Origin of the sequence: Laedolimicola sp. (assembly GCF_051972735.1) — a bacterium.
GTDB classification, from domain to species: domain Bacteria; phylum Bacillota; class Clostridia; order Lachnospirales; family Lachnospiraceae; genus Laedolimicola; species Laedolimicola intestinihominis.
Map to the genome: position 1 here is coordinate 1 of NZ_JBOKYU010000043.1, position 18262 is coordinate 18262.

The following is an 18262-nucleotide window of genomic DNA, read 5'->3' on the forward strand; positions in this document are numbered from 1 at the left end:
CCTTCCCGCTTTTGTTTGTCAATGCAATATTTTATAAAAGTACCATGGAAATGATCACGGTCAGGATTCCGCACACGCCGATGGCCAGGCCGCTCATGGCGCCCTCGGTCTCGCCAAGCTCAATGGCTTTCGAGGTACCTACCGCATGGCTGCAGGCTCCGATGGACAGACCTGCCGCAATCGGGTTCTTTACACGGAAAAGCTTGATCAGATACGGGGCCAGGATACTGCCGAGAATTCCGGTGAAGATAACGGCGATAACCGTCACCGGCACGATGCCGCCGTGGGTCTGGCAGACCTCCACCGCGATGGGGGTGGTGATGGACTTCGGAAGCAGGGAAGCGGTCATGGCCTCGTCCAGTCCGAAGAGCTTACAGAGCACATAGACGCTGCCCATGGAGGACAGGGAGCCTACGGTGCAGCCCACCAGAATCGGGATGGCGTTTTCCTTCAGAAGCTGAAGCTTCGTGTAGATGGATACCGCCAGGCAGGCCGTGGCCGGAGCCAGGAACATATTGATGACGGCGCCGCCTTCGTTGTAGCTGTCATAAGGAATGTCGAACACCAGCAGAATAATCACGATTATGAGGATTGCAATCAGCAGCGGGTTGCAGAAAGGCGATTTCAGCTTCTTCTGAAGCTTTTCTCCGGCCCAGAAGGCCAGAATGCTGAGCGCAATTCCGAAATAGGGGGAAGCCCAAAGTTCACTCATGACGGCCTCCTTTCCTGCGGGAAAGCAGATACATGGTAAAGCGCACGCTGCAAGCTGTGGCCGCAAAGGTAATAATCGTAGTCAGTACACAAATCAGCAGCAGGGGCAGCCAGTTGGCCTTCAGAATATCCAGATAATTGATGACATTCACGCCTGCCGGGATAAAGAAGAAAGCCATGTTGGCCAGCAGAAAGTCCGATTTCTCCCGGATATGGTCAATCTTCAGAAGTCCGGTCAACAGAAAAAGAAAGAGCAGAATCATACCGATGACGCTGGCCGGAAAGGCAAAGGGCAGAAAATGCTCAATCAGCACGCTTAAAGCGCAGATGGAGAAAATAATCCCCACTTGTTTGATGATTTTCATAACATGTCTCCTCATATGTCAGTTTTGGTCAAAACCGTTTCCTATCATACACCAAACAGGCGAATTGCACAAGATGATTTTTCTGTGCATAAGATAGGAAAAAAGAGACAGTATACAGGAGAATTTATGGTGGAAAAGATTGTACTCGACGCAGGGCACGGCGGAAGGAACCCAGGCGCTACGTACCAGGGCCGCCGGGAGAGCGACGACGCCCTCCGCATGGCCGTGGCAGTGGGAAATATTCTGGAAGAAAATGGATATGATGTGATCTATACGAGAACAACGGATGCCACTCAGTCGGTGGGGCAGAAGGCAGCCATTGCCAATGAGGAGGGGGCCGACCTGTTTATCTCCATTCACCGGAACGCTTCGGATTATCCGGGCCAGTACAACGGCGTGCAGACCCTGATTTATGATGATTCCGGATTTAAAAAAGAGATGGCCGAGAATATCAACGCCAACCTGGAGGCATTGGGCTTCCGGAACGCGGGCGTGGATATCCGCCCGAACCTGGTGGTCTTAAACAGCACCCGGATGCCGGCCCTTCTGGTGGAGGCGGGCTTCATCGACAGCGACAAGGATAATCAGCTGTTCGACAGCCGCTTCCAGGCCATGGCCCAGGCCATCGCCGACGGCATCATGGAGACCCTGGAGGAGCCGCCAGTGGCAGCAGTGCCTGATTCGCCGTCCGCCGACGATATGTCTATGACCGGCCAGCCGGAGGAGACATCCGTCCCGGCAGAAGAACTCTACCGGGTTCAGGCCGGAGCCTATCGGGAGCGAGAGAACGCCGAAAACCTCTTAAGCCTTCTGGAAAATGACGGCTTCCCGGCCTATATCATTTGCCATGACGGGCTTTATAAAGTGCAGATCGGCGCGTACGCGCGCTTAAGCAACGCCATCGCCATGGAGCGGGAGGTGCGGGAGAAGGGGTATAATACCTATATTACGACCTATTGATGTTCCAGAGGATAGCAGCCGGGGCGGTATGGAACGCTCCGGCTTATTTTGAGTTCCGGGAACACAGAAAAATCACACTTTCTACACCCATTCCTCACACCTTTTACAAAAAACAAACACATTCCCCCTTTACAATGAATATCAGTCAGCGCCGGGATTTAAGAGGCGCAGGAAGCAGGCGTTTATGAAGGAGGATGAAGCGTGAAGCTGTGGAAGAAAAAGGTGAAGGAATTTGGTAAAGATTTTGAACAGTCAGAAGAGTTCGAAAAAAATGAAGAAATAGGGGACGCGGAAGAATTTGAGACAGAGGAGCCGGGAAAGGAACCTAAGGTTTTGGAAAAGCTGAAAGGCGCAGGCCGAAAAATCGGCGGCTTCGTAAAGAAGCATAAACTTTTGACCATACTTCTGGTACTGGTTCTGATTGCGGCTATTGTGGCAGGCGTCATCTGGCGGGGAAAAAGTAAGAAACCACAGATGCAGGCGATGACCATCGAAACAGCCCGGATAGAGAAAATGGATCTGACCAATTCGGTCAGCGTCACCGGAACCCTGGCTACGGCCAACGGCAAGACCGCCAGCACGACATTGAAGGATATTAAAGTCACCAAGGTTTACGTGGAGGTGGGCGACGAGGTGCAGGAGGGCGACATTATCTGTACCTTTGATTCCTCGGATATCGAGGACGCCCTGGCGGACGCGAAGAACAACTATGCGGTGAACCGGCAGTTGGATGCTTTGGATAATTATGAGACCCAGTATCAGGATACCGTTTCGGATGCGGAGGATAGTCTGCAGGACGCCAAGGATACCCGGGATGCCTATAAAAATGCGTATGCCAACGCCCAGGAGGCGGAGCAGGAGGCGCTGGATAAGCTGAACAGTGTCAAGGCCCAGTACGATACCGACAGTCTGAAAAATGCGTACGACCAGGCAGCCGGTAACCTGAAAAGCGCCATTGGGGCAGTGGACAGTACCGTGACGATTACCGATCTGGAAAGCTATTTAAGTAGTGTAAACGGTTCCCTGCCGGAAAGCTGCAGCAGCGCATACAGCGCCTATCAGAACGCAAAAGCTGCTTACGGGGAGGCACAGAAGGCTGTCAGTGAAGCGCAGAGCACTTACGAGCAGGCCCAGGCGGCGGCCAGCCAGGCTTACAGTGCTTACAGCCAGGCTCAGTCCGCCAGGGAACAGGCTCAGGAACAGTACGACAGCACCGTGGAGCAGGCAGAAAAGACCTATGAGAAGGCAAAATTACAGGATCAGCTGGTGAATGATGACGATGCTCTGAACAAGATTGAAGATTATGAGGAGCAGCTTAGCGACTGTACCGTCTATGCCTCCATGTCCGGCACCATTACAGCCCTGAATGTGGAGGAGGATAACGTATTCGCGGGCGGTACCATTTACGAGATTCAGGATGTGCATAACTTTATCGTGGACGCCACCGTAGACGAGTATGATGTGGTCAATCTGGAAAAGGGACAGACGGCTTATGTGAAGACGGATTCTCTGGGTGACGAGGAGCTGGAGGGCGAGGTTACCTACGTGGCGCCCACAGGAACCACAGGACAGACCATGGGCTCCAACAGCGGCACAGCTTCCTATGAGATTCAGATTACTCTGAAGGAATCTCAGGATAAGCTGCGGGCCGGTATGACGGCTTCGGTCAGCATTGCGCTGGAGGAGAGCAGGAACGCGCTGGCAGTGCCCTATGACTGCGTGCAGACCAATGCGGGCGGCGACAGTGTCATTTATGTAGATGACAATGGCGAGAAGAAAGAGGTCAAGGTAACGACCGGCATCGAGACTGATTATTATACGGAGGTTATCAGCGATGAACTAAGCGAGGGCATGACTGTATATTTGTCTACGCCCTTGCAGCAGAGCACAGGTCAGAGTGGTTCCGATGACGCTGGCAGTCAGGATGGCGTCACCTTCAACTTCGGAGGCGGCGGAGATATGGGCGGCGGTCCTTCCGGCGGATCCGGCGGACCGGGAGGCGGAGCATCCGGCGGCGGTGGCGCTCCGGGCGGATTCTAAGGAGGCGGTCATGACAGAAGAACAGAACATCATCGATTTAAGACAGATTGTGAAACGGTTTTATGTGGGCCAGCCCAATGAGCTGGAGATCCTGCACAGCATCGATTTACAGGTGAAAAAGGGCGAGTTTGTGTCCATCGTAGGCGCATCGGGTTCCGGCAAAACTACGCTGATGAATATCATCGGCGTGCTGGACCGCCCCACCAGCGGGGCCTACACCCTGGACGGTGTGGATGTTGCGGGCGCCAAAGACAAAGAACTGTCCGGTATCCGTAACCGGAAGATTGGTTTTGTATTCCAGACCTACAACCTGATCAGCCGTACCACGGCCCTCCGCAACGTGGAGTTGCCCATGATGTACGCAGGCGTGGGCAAAAAGGAACGTCAGGAGCGGGCAAAATACTATCTGGAAATGGTCGGCATGAGCGAGCGGATGACTCACAAGCCCGACGAGCTGTCCGGCGGTCAGAAGCAGCGCGTGTCCATCGCCCGTGCCATGACCAACGACCCGTCCATCATCCTGGCAGACGAGCCCACCGGCGCTCTCGATTCCGTTACCGGACGGAAAATCATGGATATTTTCCATAAGCTCCATGAGGAGCAGGGCAAGACTATCGTGCTGATTACCCATTCCAATGAGCTGGCCTCTGAGACGGAGCGCATCATCACCCTGAAGGATGGCTGCATCATCGGAGAGAGAAAGGGGAGTGGAGCGCCATGTTAATCGGAGAAAATATCATGCTGGCCCTGAACGGTCTCTTGGCAAATAAAATGCGCGCCCTTCTGACCATGCTTGGTATCATCATCGGCATTGGCTCAGTCATCGCTATCATGAGTGTGGGCAATTCCATCAGCAGTTCTGTGAGCAGCTCTATGGAGGACATGGGCGTCAACAACATCACCCTGGGCGTGTCCCAGAAGAGTACCAGCGAGACCAGCACGGCGGATGGCCGGGTCTTCATGGGCTTTTCCCGGGGCAGCACCATGGATGACGAGGATTACATCACCGACGAGATGCTGGACGCCATGAAGGAGGAATTTGCCGATTCCATCCGTGAGATTCTCTTAAGCGAGTCCGCAGGAAGCGGCGCCGCCGAGGATGGGAACCTGACGGCAAATGTGACACTGACCGGCGTAAACACAGCATATCTGGAAAATGAGGATTTGACGCTGCTGGCAGGCCGTACCCTGACAGAGACCGACCAGACCAAAACTAAGAGGGTGGTGCTGGTATCCGACAAGCTGGCGGACAGTTTATTTGACGGCGATTACGACGCGGCAGTGGGCAGCGAAGTACAGGTCTATGTGAGCAACCGGTATTACAGCTACGCCATCGTGGGCGTCTACGAATACGAGGACAGTGGCTTCACCACAGAATCCGACGACGATATTTACACTTCCTTATATATGCCTCTGGAGGCAGCACGGAATCAGAATCATTCTACAGCCGGTTATTCACAGCTAACCATTGTGACGGCCTCCGGCGTGGATTCCACCAGCCTCTGCACGGAGCTGGAAAACTGGTTTAATAACAGCTATTACCGGAACAACGACAGCTTCGAAATCAGCGCTAGCAGCATGGAAAGTATGGTTTCCTCCATGACCAGTATGCTGTCTACGGTGTCCATTGCCATCTCCGTCATCGCAGGAATTTCCCTGCTGGTAGGAGGTATCGGTGTTATGAATATTATGCTGGTGTCCATCACGGAACGAACCCGGGAAATCGGCACCCGAAAGGCTCTGGGAGCCACAAACGGCTCCATCCGGCTTCAGTTTATCACAGAATCCATCGTTATCTGCCTGTTGGGCGGCTTCATCGGCATTGTGCTGGGACTTATTTTGGCGGCGGTAGCCACCAATGCCCTGGGCTACGCGGCGAAGCCCTCCGTGGGCGGTATCGTATTTTCCGTGACCTTCTCGATTCTCATCGGCGTGTTCTTCGGTTATTATCCGGCCAATAAGGCGGCGAAGATGAATCCGATTGAGGCATTACGGTACGAATAAAAGAATCATAAAACAGATAGTGTCGCTACGAGATACATAAAATGGTATCCGTGGCGGCACTATTTTTGCCTGACCTGCCTTTTACCGTTTTAAAACGGAAATCCACTTGGTTGAGTTTTGGGGCGAAAATTTCTATAATAGGAATAAACGAAAGCGGACGGAGGTAGATGATATGGATTCCAATAAACAAAAGATATTAGAGCAGCTGCAGCCGGATGCCTATATCACGGCCATGACAATCGCGGAACGGGTCGGAATGAGCGAGAAAACTGTGCGCAGCAGGATTAAGGAGCTGAATCTGGAACTGCGGCAGGCAGGGGCGCAGATTGTGTCCAAGAAGGCCTTTGGCTTTTCCTTAAGCATCACAGATAAAGAGGTGTATGAAGCGTGGAAGCGGAATCCGAAAGCCGGGGAGGAGAGCCTGCCGTCGATTCCGGCGGAACGTGCGCAGTATCTGCTGGGGTATCTCCTGAATCAGAATGCTTATGTGAAAATGGATGACTTAAGTGAGTTTTTCTATATCTCGCGCAACACGTTGACGGCGGATATCAAACAGGTGGAATGCATTCTGAATCTGTATCATCTGAAGCTGGAGCGGCGTCCGGGATATGGAATCTGTGTGATCGGCAATGAATTTGACCGGCGGATCTGCATGGAAAACTGCCTGTTGAAGAGCGGTCCCGGAAGATTTATCAGCAGTAACAGCCAGGAAATGATTCAGAAGCTGGCCGGAATCATCCAGGAGGTACAGAAAAACTGCGGTTTGAAAATATCGGAGCTTGCGATGGAATCCCTGTTGTATTACCTGTATATCAGCGGAGGACGCATAGAGAGGGGACATGTGATCGAAGCGGAGCGGGAAGACATGAAGAAGCTTCAAAGTACACTGATGAATTACGCGCTGGAAACCGCAGGGCAGCTGCTGGATAGACTGAAGGAAGCTTCCGGTATCTCATATCCGGAGAGCGAACTGTGTTATCTGGCCCTCTATATCAGCAGCAAGGCTTCGGCGACTTCCGGGACGGGGATGGGAATAAATCCGGTGATTCCCGGTTATATTGACGAGCTGACGACGAAAATGCTGGAAGCCGTGTACGAGACCAATGGCGCGGATTTTCGGGACAACCTGGATTTGCGTATGTCCCTGAATGTCCATATGGCGTCCTTTGATATCCGTATGAAATACGACCTGACCATGCAGAACCCGATTCTGGATAATATCCGGAAGAATTACGCTTACGCCTACACCCTTGCCATGACGGCCTGTACTCTGTTGGGCCAGCATTATGGAAAAGAGATTCCGGAGGATGAAGTGGGTTATTTTGCGCTGCTTTTCGCGCTGGCAGTGGAAAAGCAGGAGAAACCCATCCGGAAAAAGAATATCGTGGTAGTCTGCGTATCGGGCCGGGGCAGCTCCCAGCTTTTTATGTACCGCTACAAGCAGGCCTTTGGAAAATATATCAACCAAATCTACGAAAGTACGGTAAGGGAATTAAAGGATTTTGATTTTCGTGGGAAAGAGATTGATTACGTATTTACGACAGCGCCGCTTCGGGACAGCATTCCGGTACCGGTGGTGGAAATTTCCCTGTTTTTTGACAGCGGGGAAATCGAACGGTATCGCTGTCTGTTTGAGCAGGGAGAGGAGAAATTTCTACAGCAGTATTTTGACGAGCGGTTGTTCCTGAGAGGTCTGAAAGGGGACAGTAAGGAAGAAATTTTAAGGAAGATCTGTGAGCGGATTCATGAGAACTATGATCTGCCGGACGGCTTTCTGGAATCCGTCCTGACCCGTGAAAAAATGGGACAGACAGATTTTGGTAATCTGGTAGCCCTGCCCCATCCCTATCGGGTCATGACGGAAGAACGTTTCGTGGCGGCAGCCGTACTGGAAAAACCGGTGTGGTGGGGAAATCACGAGGTGCAGGTGGTATTTCTCATGTCCATGTCCGGGCGCGACAAGGATGTGGAGCGGGTCTATCAGACCACGGCGGAGTTTGTGTTCCATGGAGACGCTGTGAAGAAATTTCTGGCTGATCCGCAGTACACAACGCTGATGCGGATCTTAAGCGGCTATGCGGCCAAGTTTTAAAAAGTTACCGCTTTGAGCAGGTAACAATCTGGTTGGAGTGAAAAGTGTAAGAATGCTATGATAAATTTGCCCGGGAAACATGAAGGAGGAAACACAATGGAAAACAGCTTTGAAACAGTTGTAACAGAATTAATCGTACAGGCAGGAGACGCAAGAAGTCTGGCGCTTCAGGCCGTACGGGAAGGCAGAAGACAGAACTGGGACGAAGTGGATAAACTGATGAAGGAGTGCGATTCCGCCATGGTGAAGGCACATGAGGTACAGACGGAGCTGATTCAGCGTGAACTGAACGGCGCGCCGGTGGAGATGAATCTTTTGATGGTTCACGCGCAGGATCATGTGATGAATGCCATGACAGTCAGGGATCTGGCAGCGGAAATGCTGTCCATGCTTGGTTCCAAAACAGAGTACTAAGGGGGAAAATTATTATGAAGGAGAAACTGACAAACGCAATTCTGAAGGTTGCGGAAGTGCTGCAGATGAATAAATATCTGACGGCCATTCGTAACGGATTTACCACATTATTACCGATTATCATCTGCGGATCATTTTGTTCCCTGATGCTGAGTGTAGTATGTTCAACCACAACCACCGGATTTTCACTGGCGAAATTCCATGGACTGGAATGGCTGGCAAAGCTGACGCCGATTTTTGACGCGGCCAATTACGCGACCATGAACTTCCTGGCTATCGGCCTGGTGGTACTGATTGCCATGGATCTGGGACGCCATTACGGCCATAAGGATCCCTGTCTTCCTATCGTGGCGCTGGGCGCTTATATCGCGCTGTGCAGCACCGTGGTAACAGGAACCACAGAAAGTGGCGAGGCTTACACGGTAGCCAATGTACTGGCTGTAAACTTTACCAATTCCAAAGGCTTATTTATGGCGATTATCGCAGGCATCACCAGTAGCGAGCTGTACCTGCACCTGATGAAATCCAAGCACCTGCTGATTAAGATGCCGGATTCCGTGCCGCCCAATGTGACAGCGTCCTTCGCGTCCCTGTTTCCGGGCATGCTGACCGTGCTGATTTTTGCGGCGTTCAGCTTTGGTTTTGAAAGTATCTTCAAGCTTTCTGTAAATGACGCAATTACCATGTGTATTCAGGTTCCGCTGTCCAAGATTATCACGACGGTTCCGGGATTTATCGCACTGTTTATGTTTTCCAATATTCTATGGTCCTTTGGTATCCACGGACCGCAGGTACTGCAGCCCATCTACACGGCGACCATGCTTCAGGCGCTTCAGGAGAATACCGACGCCGTACTGGCGGGTGCGCAGGCCACCAATATCTTCAACCGTTCCTTTATTTCCGTATTTTCCGCAGGAACCGGAGCGGGTATGACCGGTATGCTGGCGCTGGCAATTCTGCTGTTCTCTAAGCGTGAGGATCAGAGAGCCGTATCCAAGCTTTCTATCGCGCCGGGCTTATTCAATATCAATGAGCCGATGATTTTCGGTATTCCGATTGTCATGAACCCGATTTACTGTATTCCGTTTATCTTAGCTCCCGCAGTCAGCATTACCTTTGGTTATGTTATGACCGCTATCGGCTTCGCAAAGCCAATGGCCTACGCGGTTCCGGCTACCACGCCGATTATTTTGAAATCGTTCCTGGCCACAGCAGGAGATATTCCAACCATGATCACGGAGATTATGGCGCTGTTTCTGGTATTTCTGCTCTATGTGCCCTTTGTATTGATTTCCAATAAGCAGGCGGCGGAAGAGAAGAAGCAGCAGGAAGAGACAGCATAAAGAGGAGAGAAAATAATTATGGAAAAGAAAGGCGTAAAGATCGTAACCATCGGAGGCGGTTCCAGCTATACGCCGGAGCTGATGGAAGGTTTTATTAAGAGATATGAAGAACTCCCCATCCGGGAAATCTGGCTGGTGGATGTGGAAGGCGGAAAGGAAAAGCTGGAGATTGTGGGCGCGTTGGCCCAGAGAATGTGGGACGCTTCGCCTTATGATGTGAAGGTACATCTGACCATGGACAGGAGAGAGGCGCTTCCGGGCGCGGATTTCGTAACGACACAGCTTCGCGTGGGTCTCCTGAACGCGCGGATTAAGGACGAGCGAATCCCCCTTTCCCATGGACAGCTTGGACAGGAGACCAACGGAGCGGGCGGTATGATGAAGGCGCTGCGTACGGTGCCGGTGGTGCTGGAGATTGTGGAGGATATGAAGGAACTTTGCCCGGACGCATGGCTGATAAATTTCGCCAATCCCTCCGGTATCGTGACAGAAGCGGTGCTTCGTTACGGAAACTGGAAAAAAGTGGTTGGACTCTGCAATGTGCCTATTAACCTGATGATCAAGGAACCGGCCATGTTTGATAAGACCGGAGACGATTATGTATTCCAGTTTGCGGGACTGAACCATTTCCACTACCACAGAGTTTTTGCGGCGGAAGACGGAAGAGAGTTGACAAAAGAATTTATTGACCGTATCTTTGAGGTGGAGGATGACGGAACGCCGGCCAATATCCATAAGGAAAAGTTCCTGGAGGATCAGCTGAAGAGCATGAACTGTATCCCCTGCGGCTATCTGCGTTACTACTATATGTACGGCGATATGCTGAAATTCGAGCTGGGTCAGTTTGAGAAGCATGAGACCCGCGCGGAGCTGGTGCAGCAGACAGAAAAAGAGTTGTTTGATCTCTATAAGAATCAGGAGCTGCATGAAAAACCGGAGCTTTTGAGCAAGCGCGGCGGCACCTATTACAGCGACGCGGCCTGCGAGTGCATCAATGCTATTTACAATAATAAGGGAACCGTTATGGTGGTTTCTACCGAGAACCGGGGAGCCGTAAGCGATTTGCCGGAGGGCTGCGCCGTGGAGGTATCCAGCCGAATGACCTCCCGTGGACCGATGCCGCTGGCGTGGGGCAGCTTTGAGCCCTCTGAGCGGGGCTGGCTGCAGGTTATGAAGGCGACCGAAGAATGCATTATCAAGGCCGCGGTAGACGGAGATTACGGTCAGGCTGTGCAGGCGTTCCAGATGAACCCGATTATCAATGCAGGCCGGGGAGCCAAGGCGCTGCTGGATGAGATGCTGGTAGCCAATAAGAAGTTTCTGCCCAGATTCCGTGAGAAGATTGAAGCGCTTGAGGCAGCAGGTGTGGCGCCCCAGGATCCAGTGGTAAAGGAATTGTGTGAGAAAGGACTGTAAAGGTATGAAAAAAATCGTATTGCTCTGCTCTACAGGAATGAGCACCAGTTTAATGGTAAATCGCATGCGGGAAGCCGCGAAACGGGACAATTATGAGTGTGAAATTAACGCCTATGGTCTGGCCGAGGCAGCCAATGTGGTGCCGGGAAGCGACTGCGTCCTGATTGGACCGCAGATTCGGTTCAATGTGCCGAAGCTTCAGGCAGCTTATCCGGGCATCCCGATTGAGGACGTGGACATGAGAGTCTATGGAACCATGAATGGGGAAGAGGCCCTGAAAGCAGCCAGAAAACTGATAGGTGATTAAGATGAGAGATGTGATGGAACTTCCGAAGATTCAGAAAGCGCTTGCATTCTTGAAGGCGGATGACGAAAATACCCTGCAGGAGCAGTTGGAAATGTGCCAGATTCCCGCGCCATCCCATCAGGAAAAGGAAAAAGCGGAATATGTACTGCGTAAAATGCAGGAGATTGGCTTGGAAGATGTGCATACGGATGCGGTCTGGAATGTGTTTGGAACCATAAAAGGAGACGGAAACGGTCCGAAGCTTCTGTTTGCGGGGCATACGGACACGGTATTTCCGGCAGGGACGGATTTGACGGTGCATGAGGAAAATGGCTGTTACCGATGCCCGGGCATCAATGACGACACGCGGGCCGTAGCGGAGCTGCTCTCCATCGCGAGAGCTATGAAAGCCAATGGAATCCATGGTGAGGGCGATATCGTGTTCTGCGCCAATGTGTGCGAAGAGGGTCTGGGAGATCTGAAGGGTGTAAAATACATCTTCGAAAATCCCAACGATTATGACGGTTTTGTATCTATAGACAATCCGGTGACAGGCGGAATTGTATACACGGCCACCGGCAGCAGACGGTTCCGGGTGACATTCCGGGGACCCGGCGGTCACAGCTTTGCGGATTTCGGAATTCCCAGTCCCATCCATGCCCTGGGCCGCGCCATGAGCCGGATTGCGGACTTTCAGGTACCGCCGATGCCAAAGACTACCTTTAACATCGGTGTGATTGAGGGCGGTACTTCGGTCAATACCATTGCGGAAAATGCGTCCATGCTGGTGGATATCCGTTCAGACAGCCCGGAGGAGCTGAAACGCTTAAGCGCTGAGCTGGAGACGGCGGTGAGACAGGCGGAGCAGGAAGAAAATGGAAGACGACCGGACGGAGAAGGCGTGAAAGCGGAAATTGAGCTGGTGGGCAACCGCCCGGCGGGAACCCAGCCAAAGGATTGTAAAATTGTGCGCGCGGCATGGACGGCGGCGGAGATGTTGGGGATTACTCCGGAACTTCGGGATGAGTCCAGCACTGACGCGAATATTCCCATCAGTCTTGGCATCCCCGCCATTACCGTGGGACGGGGCGGCGAGGAGGGCGGCGTCCACACAATTCACGAGTGGTTTAAGCCGGTGGACGCATATCTGGGTCCCCAGAAAAATATGCTTCTGATTCTGCTCCTGTCCGGCGTGGAGGGCGTCTGCGATTATCAGCTCGCGAGGCGGAACGCATAGATGAAGAGAAAGAAGAATACAGGGGAATTCCTGCTTCTGTGTCTTCTGATGCTGGCACTGGGATGTTTATACACCTGGTCTTATCTGGCCGTTTTGCTGGAAGATACGCTACAGTGGAATTCAGGAATGACAGCAGATATCTTCACCTGTTCAATTATTTTTTACAGTGTGGGGAATATCATGGGAGGAATCTTAAGCAAAAGAGTCCGTGGCAGAAGCATTTTCCTGATTTCTGCTGTCTGTATCCTGGCGGGACTCTGGTGCGCGGCAGATATCCGAAGCTATGGAGCGGTCATGGGCTTCTACGGCGTCCTGTACAGCCTGGGCGTCGGTCTGGCCTACAATACAGGCATGAGCTTGGCCAAAAGGCATCTGGGCCAGAATATGGGAACCGGCATGGGGATTCTGCTCTTTGCCAATGGCAGTACTGCGTTTCTGGCGGGTGGCCTGTTGCAAGGACTTTTGGACACACGGGGAATCTCCGGAACCGTGCGGGTACTGGGTCTGGTGATTACGGCGGTAGTATTGCTCTGCATGTTGGTTTCGCAGACACCGGACAAGCGGCAGAATGGTGGAAAATCAGAGATTTCTTTTCGGATATTAAAAGAAAAAAAGTTTTATCTGCTCTACCTCTGGGGCGGCCTGCTGGCGGCCATGGGACTTTTTGTGGTGGGAAAATCCACGTCGATTCTGGCGGAGATTACAGAGGAACCGTTTCTGTTGGCCGGTATTGCAGGCGCGGTGGCCGTGTGCAACGGAGCGGGAAGAATCATTTCCGGTCAGCTGTTTGACCGAAAAGGGACGTTCTGGTGCATTAGAAAATTATCTGTGCTGGCAGCAACGGTTACTCTGCTTTTATTTATCAGCTTTGTAAACCGGTGGGGCTGGGTGTGCGCGGCGGCCATTCTGCTCTGTGCCTATCTGATGGGAGCAGTGTCTCCGAGCATTGCCATGTTCGCGAAAACCTATTTTGATAATGAAGATTACGAAATCAATTTTTCGATCTTCGCGTCGGAAATTGTAATTAGTTCCCTGATTGGCTCAACACTCACCGGGAAAATGGCGGTTCATTTCGGAAGCTATCAAAATAGCATCCTGATGCTGGTGGCGATGGCCTGGACAGCCTGGGCGGTAGGAGCCTATTTTCTGAAAATACAGAAGTGTGAATGATGAAAAAGTATCGTTTGATAAAGCTTGTCAAAATTAATATAAATTGGTAAAATAACAGTGTCGATAAAGGGTATGTCATGTGAAAAAGGCGTATATCCAGTCGGCACTGTTTTCTTAGTAAAACAGGATTCATTTTACACGATATGCAGCGCGGTGTCTTCCGCAGCTGTTCACGAAAGATAAAGGTCTGGATTTCAGTTCGAAATCAATACACCCAAAGTACGCCCGAAGGGCGAAGTGTGCAAAAATGTAACAGAAAAAAGCTATTCTATGCCCTTGCAGGAAGGAGAAGTAAAACGTATAATAAAAAGGAGAGAACAGGACATGAGTAATCGAACGATTTCCAAATCAAAGCGTCGGAAGCGAGGCGGCTTTCACGGAACCAGAAAACCGGTACAGAGAGAGCATAAGGATCGGCTGTTTCGTCTGATATTTCAGGATGAGGAGGATCTGCTGGAGCTGTACAATGCTGTAAATGGCACAGACTATCAGAATACGGCAGATCTGGAGATTACCACGATAGAGGACGTCATCTATCTGAGCATGAAAAATGATTTGTCGTTCATGTTTGGAGTTACGATGAATCTGTACGAGCATCAGAGTACTTGGAATGAAAACATGCCGCTGCGGGGATTTTTTTACTTCTCGGAGTTATATCAGCGGTACTTGAACAGGCAAAACATTAAGCTTACAGACGAGAAAAAGCCAGTGATGGTTCCATTCCCCAAGTATGTGGTGTTTTATAACGGAACAGCAAATATGCCGGATCGAGTGGAAATGAAGCTTTCTGACTGTTTTTTAAAACCGGATCGGGAAGAAGGAGAACCTTGTCTGGAGTGTAAAGCGACCGTATTGAATATCAATGCGGGCCGGAATAATGAAATGATGCGGAAATGCCGTAGATTATCAGATTATGCGGAGTTCATCGCGCAGATTCGCTGGAAGATGGATGAAGGTTGGTCCCTGGAAGAGGCAACGGAGATTAGTATCAAGCGGTGCATTGACAGGGGAATACTGGCAGATATCCTGACAAAACATGGAACGGAGGTGTGCAGGATGATACTGACAGAGTATGATGAACAGGAAGAACGGGAATATCAGAGAGCAGAGGGCCGCGCAGAAGGCCGGGAGTTAGGCCTGGCAGAAGGCATAGAAAGAGGCCTGGCGGAAGGGATAGAAAAAGGGATAGAAAGAGGCGTGAATCTGAGCAGACTGACTCAGATTCAGAAGAAATACGCCAAAGGAAAGTCTCTGGATCAGATGGCGGAGGAGCTGGAAGAAGAAAAGGAAAAGCTCCGGCCTTTGTACGAATTGGCAGTGAAATATCCGGACAGGACGGCGGAAGAATTATTGGAACTGCTGGAGAAGTAGGATACCATATCAAAAGAAGATGTCCGAAGAGAACATACAAAAGAGAAAGCGAGACAAAGGAGGAGGTCACATGAACGGATTTCAGTATTACACACCCACAAAGGTAGTATTCGGAAAGGATACAGAACATCAGGCCGGAGCGCTGGTACGGGAGTTTGGCGGAACGAAGGTGCTGGTGCATTACGGAAAGGGGAGCGTGAAACGGAGCGGTCTTCTGGATCGGGTGTTTCAGTCTCTGGACGAGGCAGGAATTCCCTGGGTAGAGCTGGGCGGCGCAGTGCCGAATCCCCATCTGTCCCTGGTTCATGAGGGGATTGAGCTTTGTAAAAAAGAAGGGGTAGACTTCATTCTGGCAGTAGGAGGCGGAAGCGCCATTGACTCTGCCAAGGCCATCGGGTATGGCGTCAAATACGACGGCGAGGTCTGGAATTTCTATGAAAAAATCGCGGTGGCGAAGGACTCCGTCCCGGTAGGCGTGGTGCTGACTCTGGCAGCCACCGGAAGTGAAATGAGCAATTCCTCTGTCATTACCAATGAGGAGGGCTGGCTGAAGCGGGGCTACAGCAGCGATCTGGGCAGGCCAAAATTCGCGATTATGAATCCGGAGCTGACCTATACCCTGCCGGAATATCAGACCATGAGCGGCTGTGTGGATATTATGATGCACACCATGGAGCGGTATTTCTCCCATGAGATGAATACGGAGCTGACGGACAGTCTGGCGGAGGGTCTTTTAAAGACAGTGATGCATCAGGCAAAGATTCTGCTGAAAAATCCGCAGGATTATGACGCCCGTTCTGAGATTTTCTGGGCGGGAAGTCTGTCCCACAACGGGCTGACCGGCTGCGGCAGAGTGGGTGACTGGGCCTGCCATCAGCTGGAGCATGAGCTGGGCGGCATGTTCGATGTGACCCACGGTGCGGGACTGGCGGCAGTCTGGGGAAGCTGGGCACGCTACGTATATATGAATGACATTCCGCGTTTTGCTAAATTCGCAGTAAATGTCATGGATGTTCCGTATAATTACGCAGATCCGGAGAAAACTGTTCTGGAAGGTATTGAGGCGCTGGAAGATTTCTTCCGTTCCATCCATATGCCCACCAGCGTCAGAGAGCTTGGTGTAGAACTGACGGAAGCGCAGATTCTGGAGCTGGCCTACAAGTGCAGCCATATGGATAAGCGGACCATCGGCGGCATTCAGAAGCTGACCAGATCAGATATGGCGGAAATCTACCGGATGGCGAAGTAAATCTTGTATGAGTGGTACCCTGGCAGAAATGTCAGGGTATTTTTTACATGGACAGTATGCAATCGGAGATTTGAAGCAGAGAGAAATATTATGTGCTGTGAATAAAGCGGAGGCTTGAAAAATCACCTGGAAAATGATACAGTAGCATCAGAATTTAAGTATAAGCAGGTGAAAAATTGGATACACAGGTAAGAAAATTAGATTATGATAATATCGATTCGGAGATTATGAAAGAGGCGGGTGATATTATCCGGGCCGGCGGCCTGGTGGCCTTCCCCACCGAGACTGTCTATGGCCTGGGCGGAGACGCCCTGAATCCCCGGTCGTCCATGAAGATTTACGCAGCCAAGGGACGTCCCTCGGACAATCCCCTGATTGTACACATAGAAGAACGGGCGGATCTGTATAAAATTGCGGCGAAGGTTCCGGAAAAGGCAGAAAAAATGATGGATGCCTTCTGGCCGGGACCACTGACTCTGATTTTCCCCAAGACGGATCGGGTACCTTCCGAGACCACAGGCGGCCTGGATACGGTAGCAGTGCGGATGCCGAGCGACGGGATTGCGGCGGCCTTTATCCGGGCTGCAGGCGGTTTTATTGCAGCTCCCAGCGCCAATGTATCGGGTCGTCCCAGCACGACTACGGCAGCCCATGTGATAGAAGATCTGTCCGGACGGATCGAGATGATTCTGGATGGCGGCCAGGCAGTGATTGGCCTGGAATCTACCATTGTGGATATGAGTGTAGAGCCTCCGGTCATTCTGCGCCCGGGCGCCATCACAAAAGATATGATGGAAGCAGTCATTGGTCCGGTAGAGATTGATAAGGCGATCATCGCTCCGAACTCAGGCGTTAAGCCCAAGGCTCCCGGCATGAAATACCGCCATTACGCGCCCAGAGCCGATTTAACCATCGTGGAAGGCCCAAGTGACAAAGTAGTCGAGACCATGAATCGGATGGCTGCAGAGGCCGAAGAGAGCGGTAAAAAAGTAGGTATGATAGCCACCGACGAGACAAAGTCCTGTTATCCCCACGGCATCGTCATGAGCCTGGGAGCCCGCAGTAACGAAGAAGAGATCGCGCAGCATCTCTTTGAGGTACTTCGTAAATTCGACGACACGGATGTGGATTGTATCTTCTCCGAATCCTTCGAAGACGCCGCCATCGGTGCCGCCATTATGAACCGGCTGCTGAAGGCAGCGGGACATAAAGTAGTACGGGTATAGCCATCCAGTTTGCTTAGAAAACCAGAAACCAGGAGCGGCGGAGGAATTTCTTCTAAGATAGTGTCCGGCTTTTCGCGCACTGGTGTCTGACTGGAGCGGACCTTGAGTCCGAGCCAGACAGATACCTGTCCGTGAAACGTCCGAACACTTCAGAAGAAAATCCTCCGCCGCTCCTGGTTTCGTCCGTTCGTGAAACGTCCGAACACCTCAGAAGCAAATTCCGCGCCCCCTTCTTTTTTCGTCCGTTCTTACAAAACAAAAAAGCTTTCCAGAATCCTCTGAAAAGCTTTCATGATGCAGGAGATGGGACTTGAACCCACACAGCCTTGCGACTACAGGCACCTGAAGCCTGCGCGTCTGCCATTCCGCCACTCCTGC

The 18262-nt window shown here is 51.6% G+C and carries 16 protein-coding genes and 1 tRNA gene; 14 read left to right on the top strand and 3 right to left on the bottom strand.

Annotated elements, in window-relative coordinates; all coding sequences use genetic code 11:
* Positions 1–31 precede the first annotated feature (31 nt).
* Together ACTRC3_RS09645 and ACTRC3_RS09650 are read right to left on the bottom strand one after the other, a co-directional pair.
* Positions 32–712 (bottom strand): LrgB family protein, encoded by a 681-nt coding sequence (locus tag ACTRC3_RS09645; RefSeq protein WP_440322910.1) that lies wholly within the window; start codon positions 710–712, stop codon positions 32–34.
* Positions 705–1076: a CidA/LrgA family protein gene (locus tag ACTRC3_RS09650; RefSeq protein WP_178038227.1), complete on the bottom strand. Its 372-nt coding sequence runs from the start codon at positions 1074–1076 to the stop codon at positions 705–707. Before ACTRC3_RS09650 ends, ACTRC3_RS09645 begins: the two co-directional genes overlap by 8 nt.
* Positions 1077–1202: 126 nt before the next feature.
* Between ACTRC3_RS09650 and ACTRC3_RS09655 the strand changes: the two genes are divergently transcribed.
* The 14 genes from ACTRC3_RS09655 (at position 1203) to ACTRC3_RS09720 (ending at position 17884) form a co-directional block, all read left to right on the top strand.
* Positions 1203–2036 (top strand): N-acetylmuramoyl-L-alanine amidase, encoded by an 834-nt coding sequence (locus tag ACTRC3_RS09655; RefSeq protein ID WP_440322911.1) that lies wholly within the window; start codon positions 1203–1205, stop codon positions 2034–2036.
* 201 nt (positions 2037–2237) lie between these two features.
* Positions 2238–4076 (top strand): efflux RND transporter periplasmic adaptor subunit, encoded by a 1839-nt coding sequence (locus ACTRC3_RS09660; protein ID WP_440322912.1) that lies wholly within the window; start codon positions 2238–2240, stop codon positions 4074–4076.
* Between the two features lie 10 nt (positions 4077–4086).
* On the top strand, positions 4087–4800 hold the full coding sequence (locus ACTRC3_RS09665) for an ABC transporter ATP-binding protein (protein WP_440322924.1): 714 nt from the start codon (positions 4087–4089) through the stop codon (positions 4798–4800).
* Entirely contained in the window at positions 4794–6080 is a 1287-nt protein-coding gene (locus tag ACTRC3_RS09670) for an ABC transporter permease (protein ID WP_440322913.1), read from the top strand. Before ACTRC3_RS09665 ends, ACTRC3_RS09670 begins: the two co-directional genes overlap by 7 nt.
* A 172-nt stretch (positions 6081–6252) precedes the next feature.
* The gene (locus ACTRC3_RS09675) at positions 6253–8172 is read left to right on the top strand and encodes a BglG family transcription antiterminator (RefSeq protein ID WP_440322914.1); all 1920 of its coding nucleotides are present in this window, start codon (positions 6253–6255) and stop codon (positions 8170–8172) included.
* 96 nt (positions 8173–8268) lie between these two features.
* Entirely contained in the window at positions 8269–8586 is a 318-nt protein-coding gene (locus tag ACTRC3_RS09680; protein ID WP_440322915.1) for a PTS lactose/cellobiose transporter subunit IIA, read from the top strand.
* Positions 8587–8600: 14 nt separating this feature from the next.
* A complete protein-coding gene (locus ACTRC3_RS09685; protein ID WP_440322916.1) occupies positions 8601–9929 on the top strand; it encodes a PTS sugar transporter subunit IIC in 1329 nt (442 codons plus the stop codon).
* A gap of 18 nt (positions 9930–9947) precedes the next feature.
* Positions 9948–11345, top strand: coding sequence for a 6-phospho-beta-glucosidase (locus ACTRC3_RS09690; protein WP_440322917.1), 1398 nt, complete (start codon positions 9948–9950; stop codon positions 11343–11345).
* A 4-nt stretch (positions 11346–11349) separates the two neighbouring features.
* Positions 11350–11652: a PTS sugar transporter subunit IIB gene (locus tag ACTRC3_RS09695; protein WP_440322918.1), complete on the top strand. Its 303-nt coding sequence runs from the start codon at positions 11350–11352 to the stop codon at positions 11650–11652.
* Between the two features lies 1 nt (position 11653).
* Entirely contained in the window at positions 11654–12868 is a 1215-nt protein-coding gene (locus ACTRC3_RS09700; RefSeq protein WP_440322919.1) for a M20/M25/M40 family metallo-hydrolase, read from the top strand.
* Positions 12869–14038, top strand: a complete 1170-nt coding sequence (locus ACTRC3_RS09705) for an MFS transporter (protein WP_440322920.1) — start codon at positions 12869–12871, stop codon at positions 14036–14038.
* Between the two features lie 324 nt (positions 14039–14362).
* Complete coding sequence (locus tag ACTRC3_RS09710; RefSeq protein WP_440322921.1) at positions 14363–15409, top strand: Rpn family recombination-promoting nuclease/putative transposase; 1047 nt, start codon at positions 14363–14365, stop codon at positions 15407–15409.
* A gap of 70 nt (positions 15410–15479) precedes the next feature.
* A complete protein-coding gene (locus ACTRC3_RS09715) occupies positions 15480–16658 on the top strand; it encodes an iron-containing alcohol dehydrogenase (protein WP_440322922.1) in 1179 nt (392 codons plus the stop codon).
* A gap of 176 nt (positions 16659–16834) precedes the next feature.
* Positions 16835–17884: an L-threonylcarbamoyladenylate synthase gene (locus ACTRC3_RS09720; RefSeq protein WP_440322923.1), complete on the top strand. Its 1050-nt coding sequence runs from the start codon at positions 16835–16837 to the stop codon at positions 17882–17884.
* 295 nt (positions 17885–18179) lie between these two features.
* On the opposite strand, the gene ACTRC3_RS09725 is transcribed toward ACTRC3_RS09720, so the two are convergent.
* Positions 18180–18262, bottom strand: a tRNA-Leu gene (locus ACTRC3_RS09725).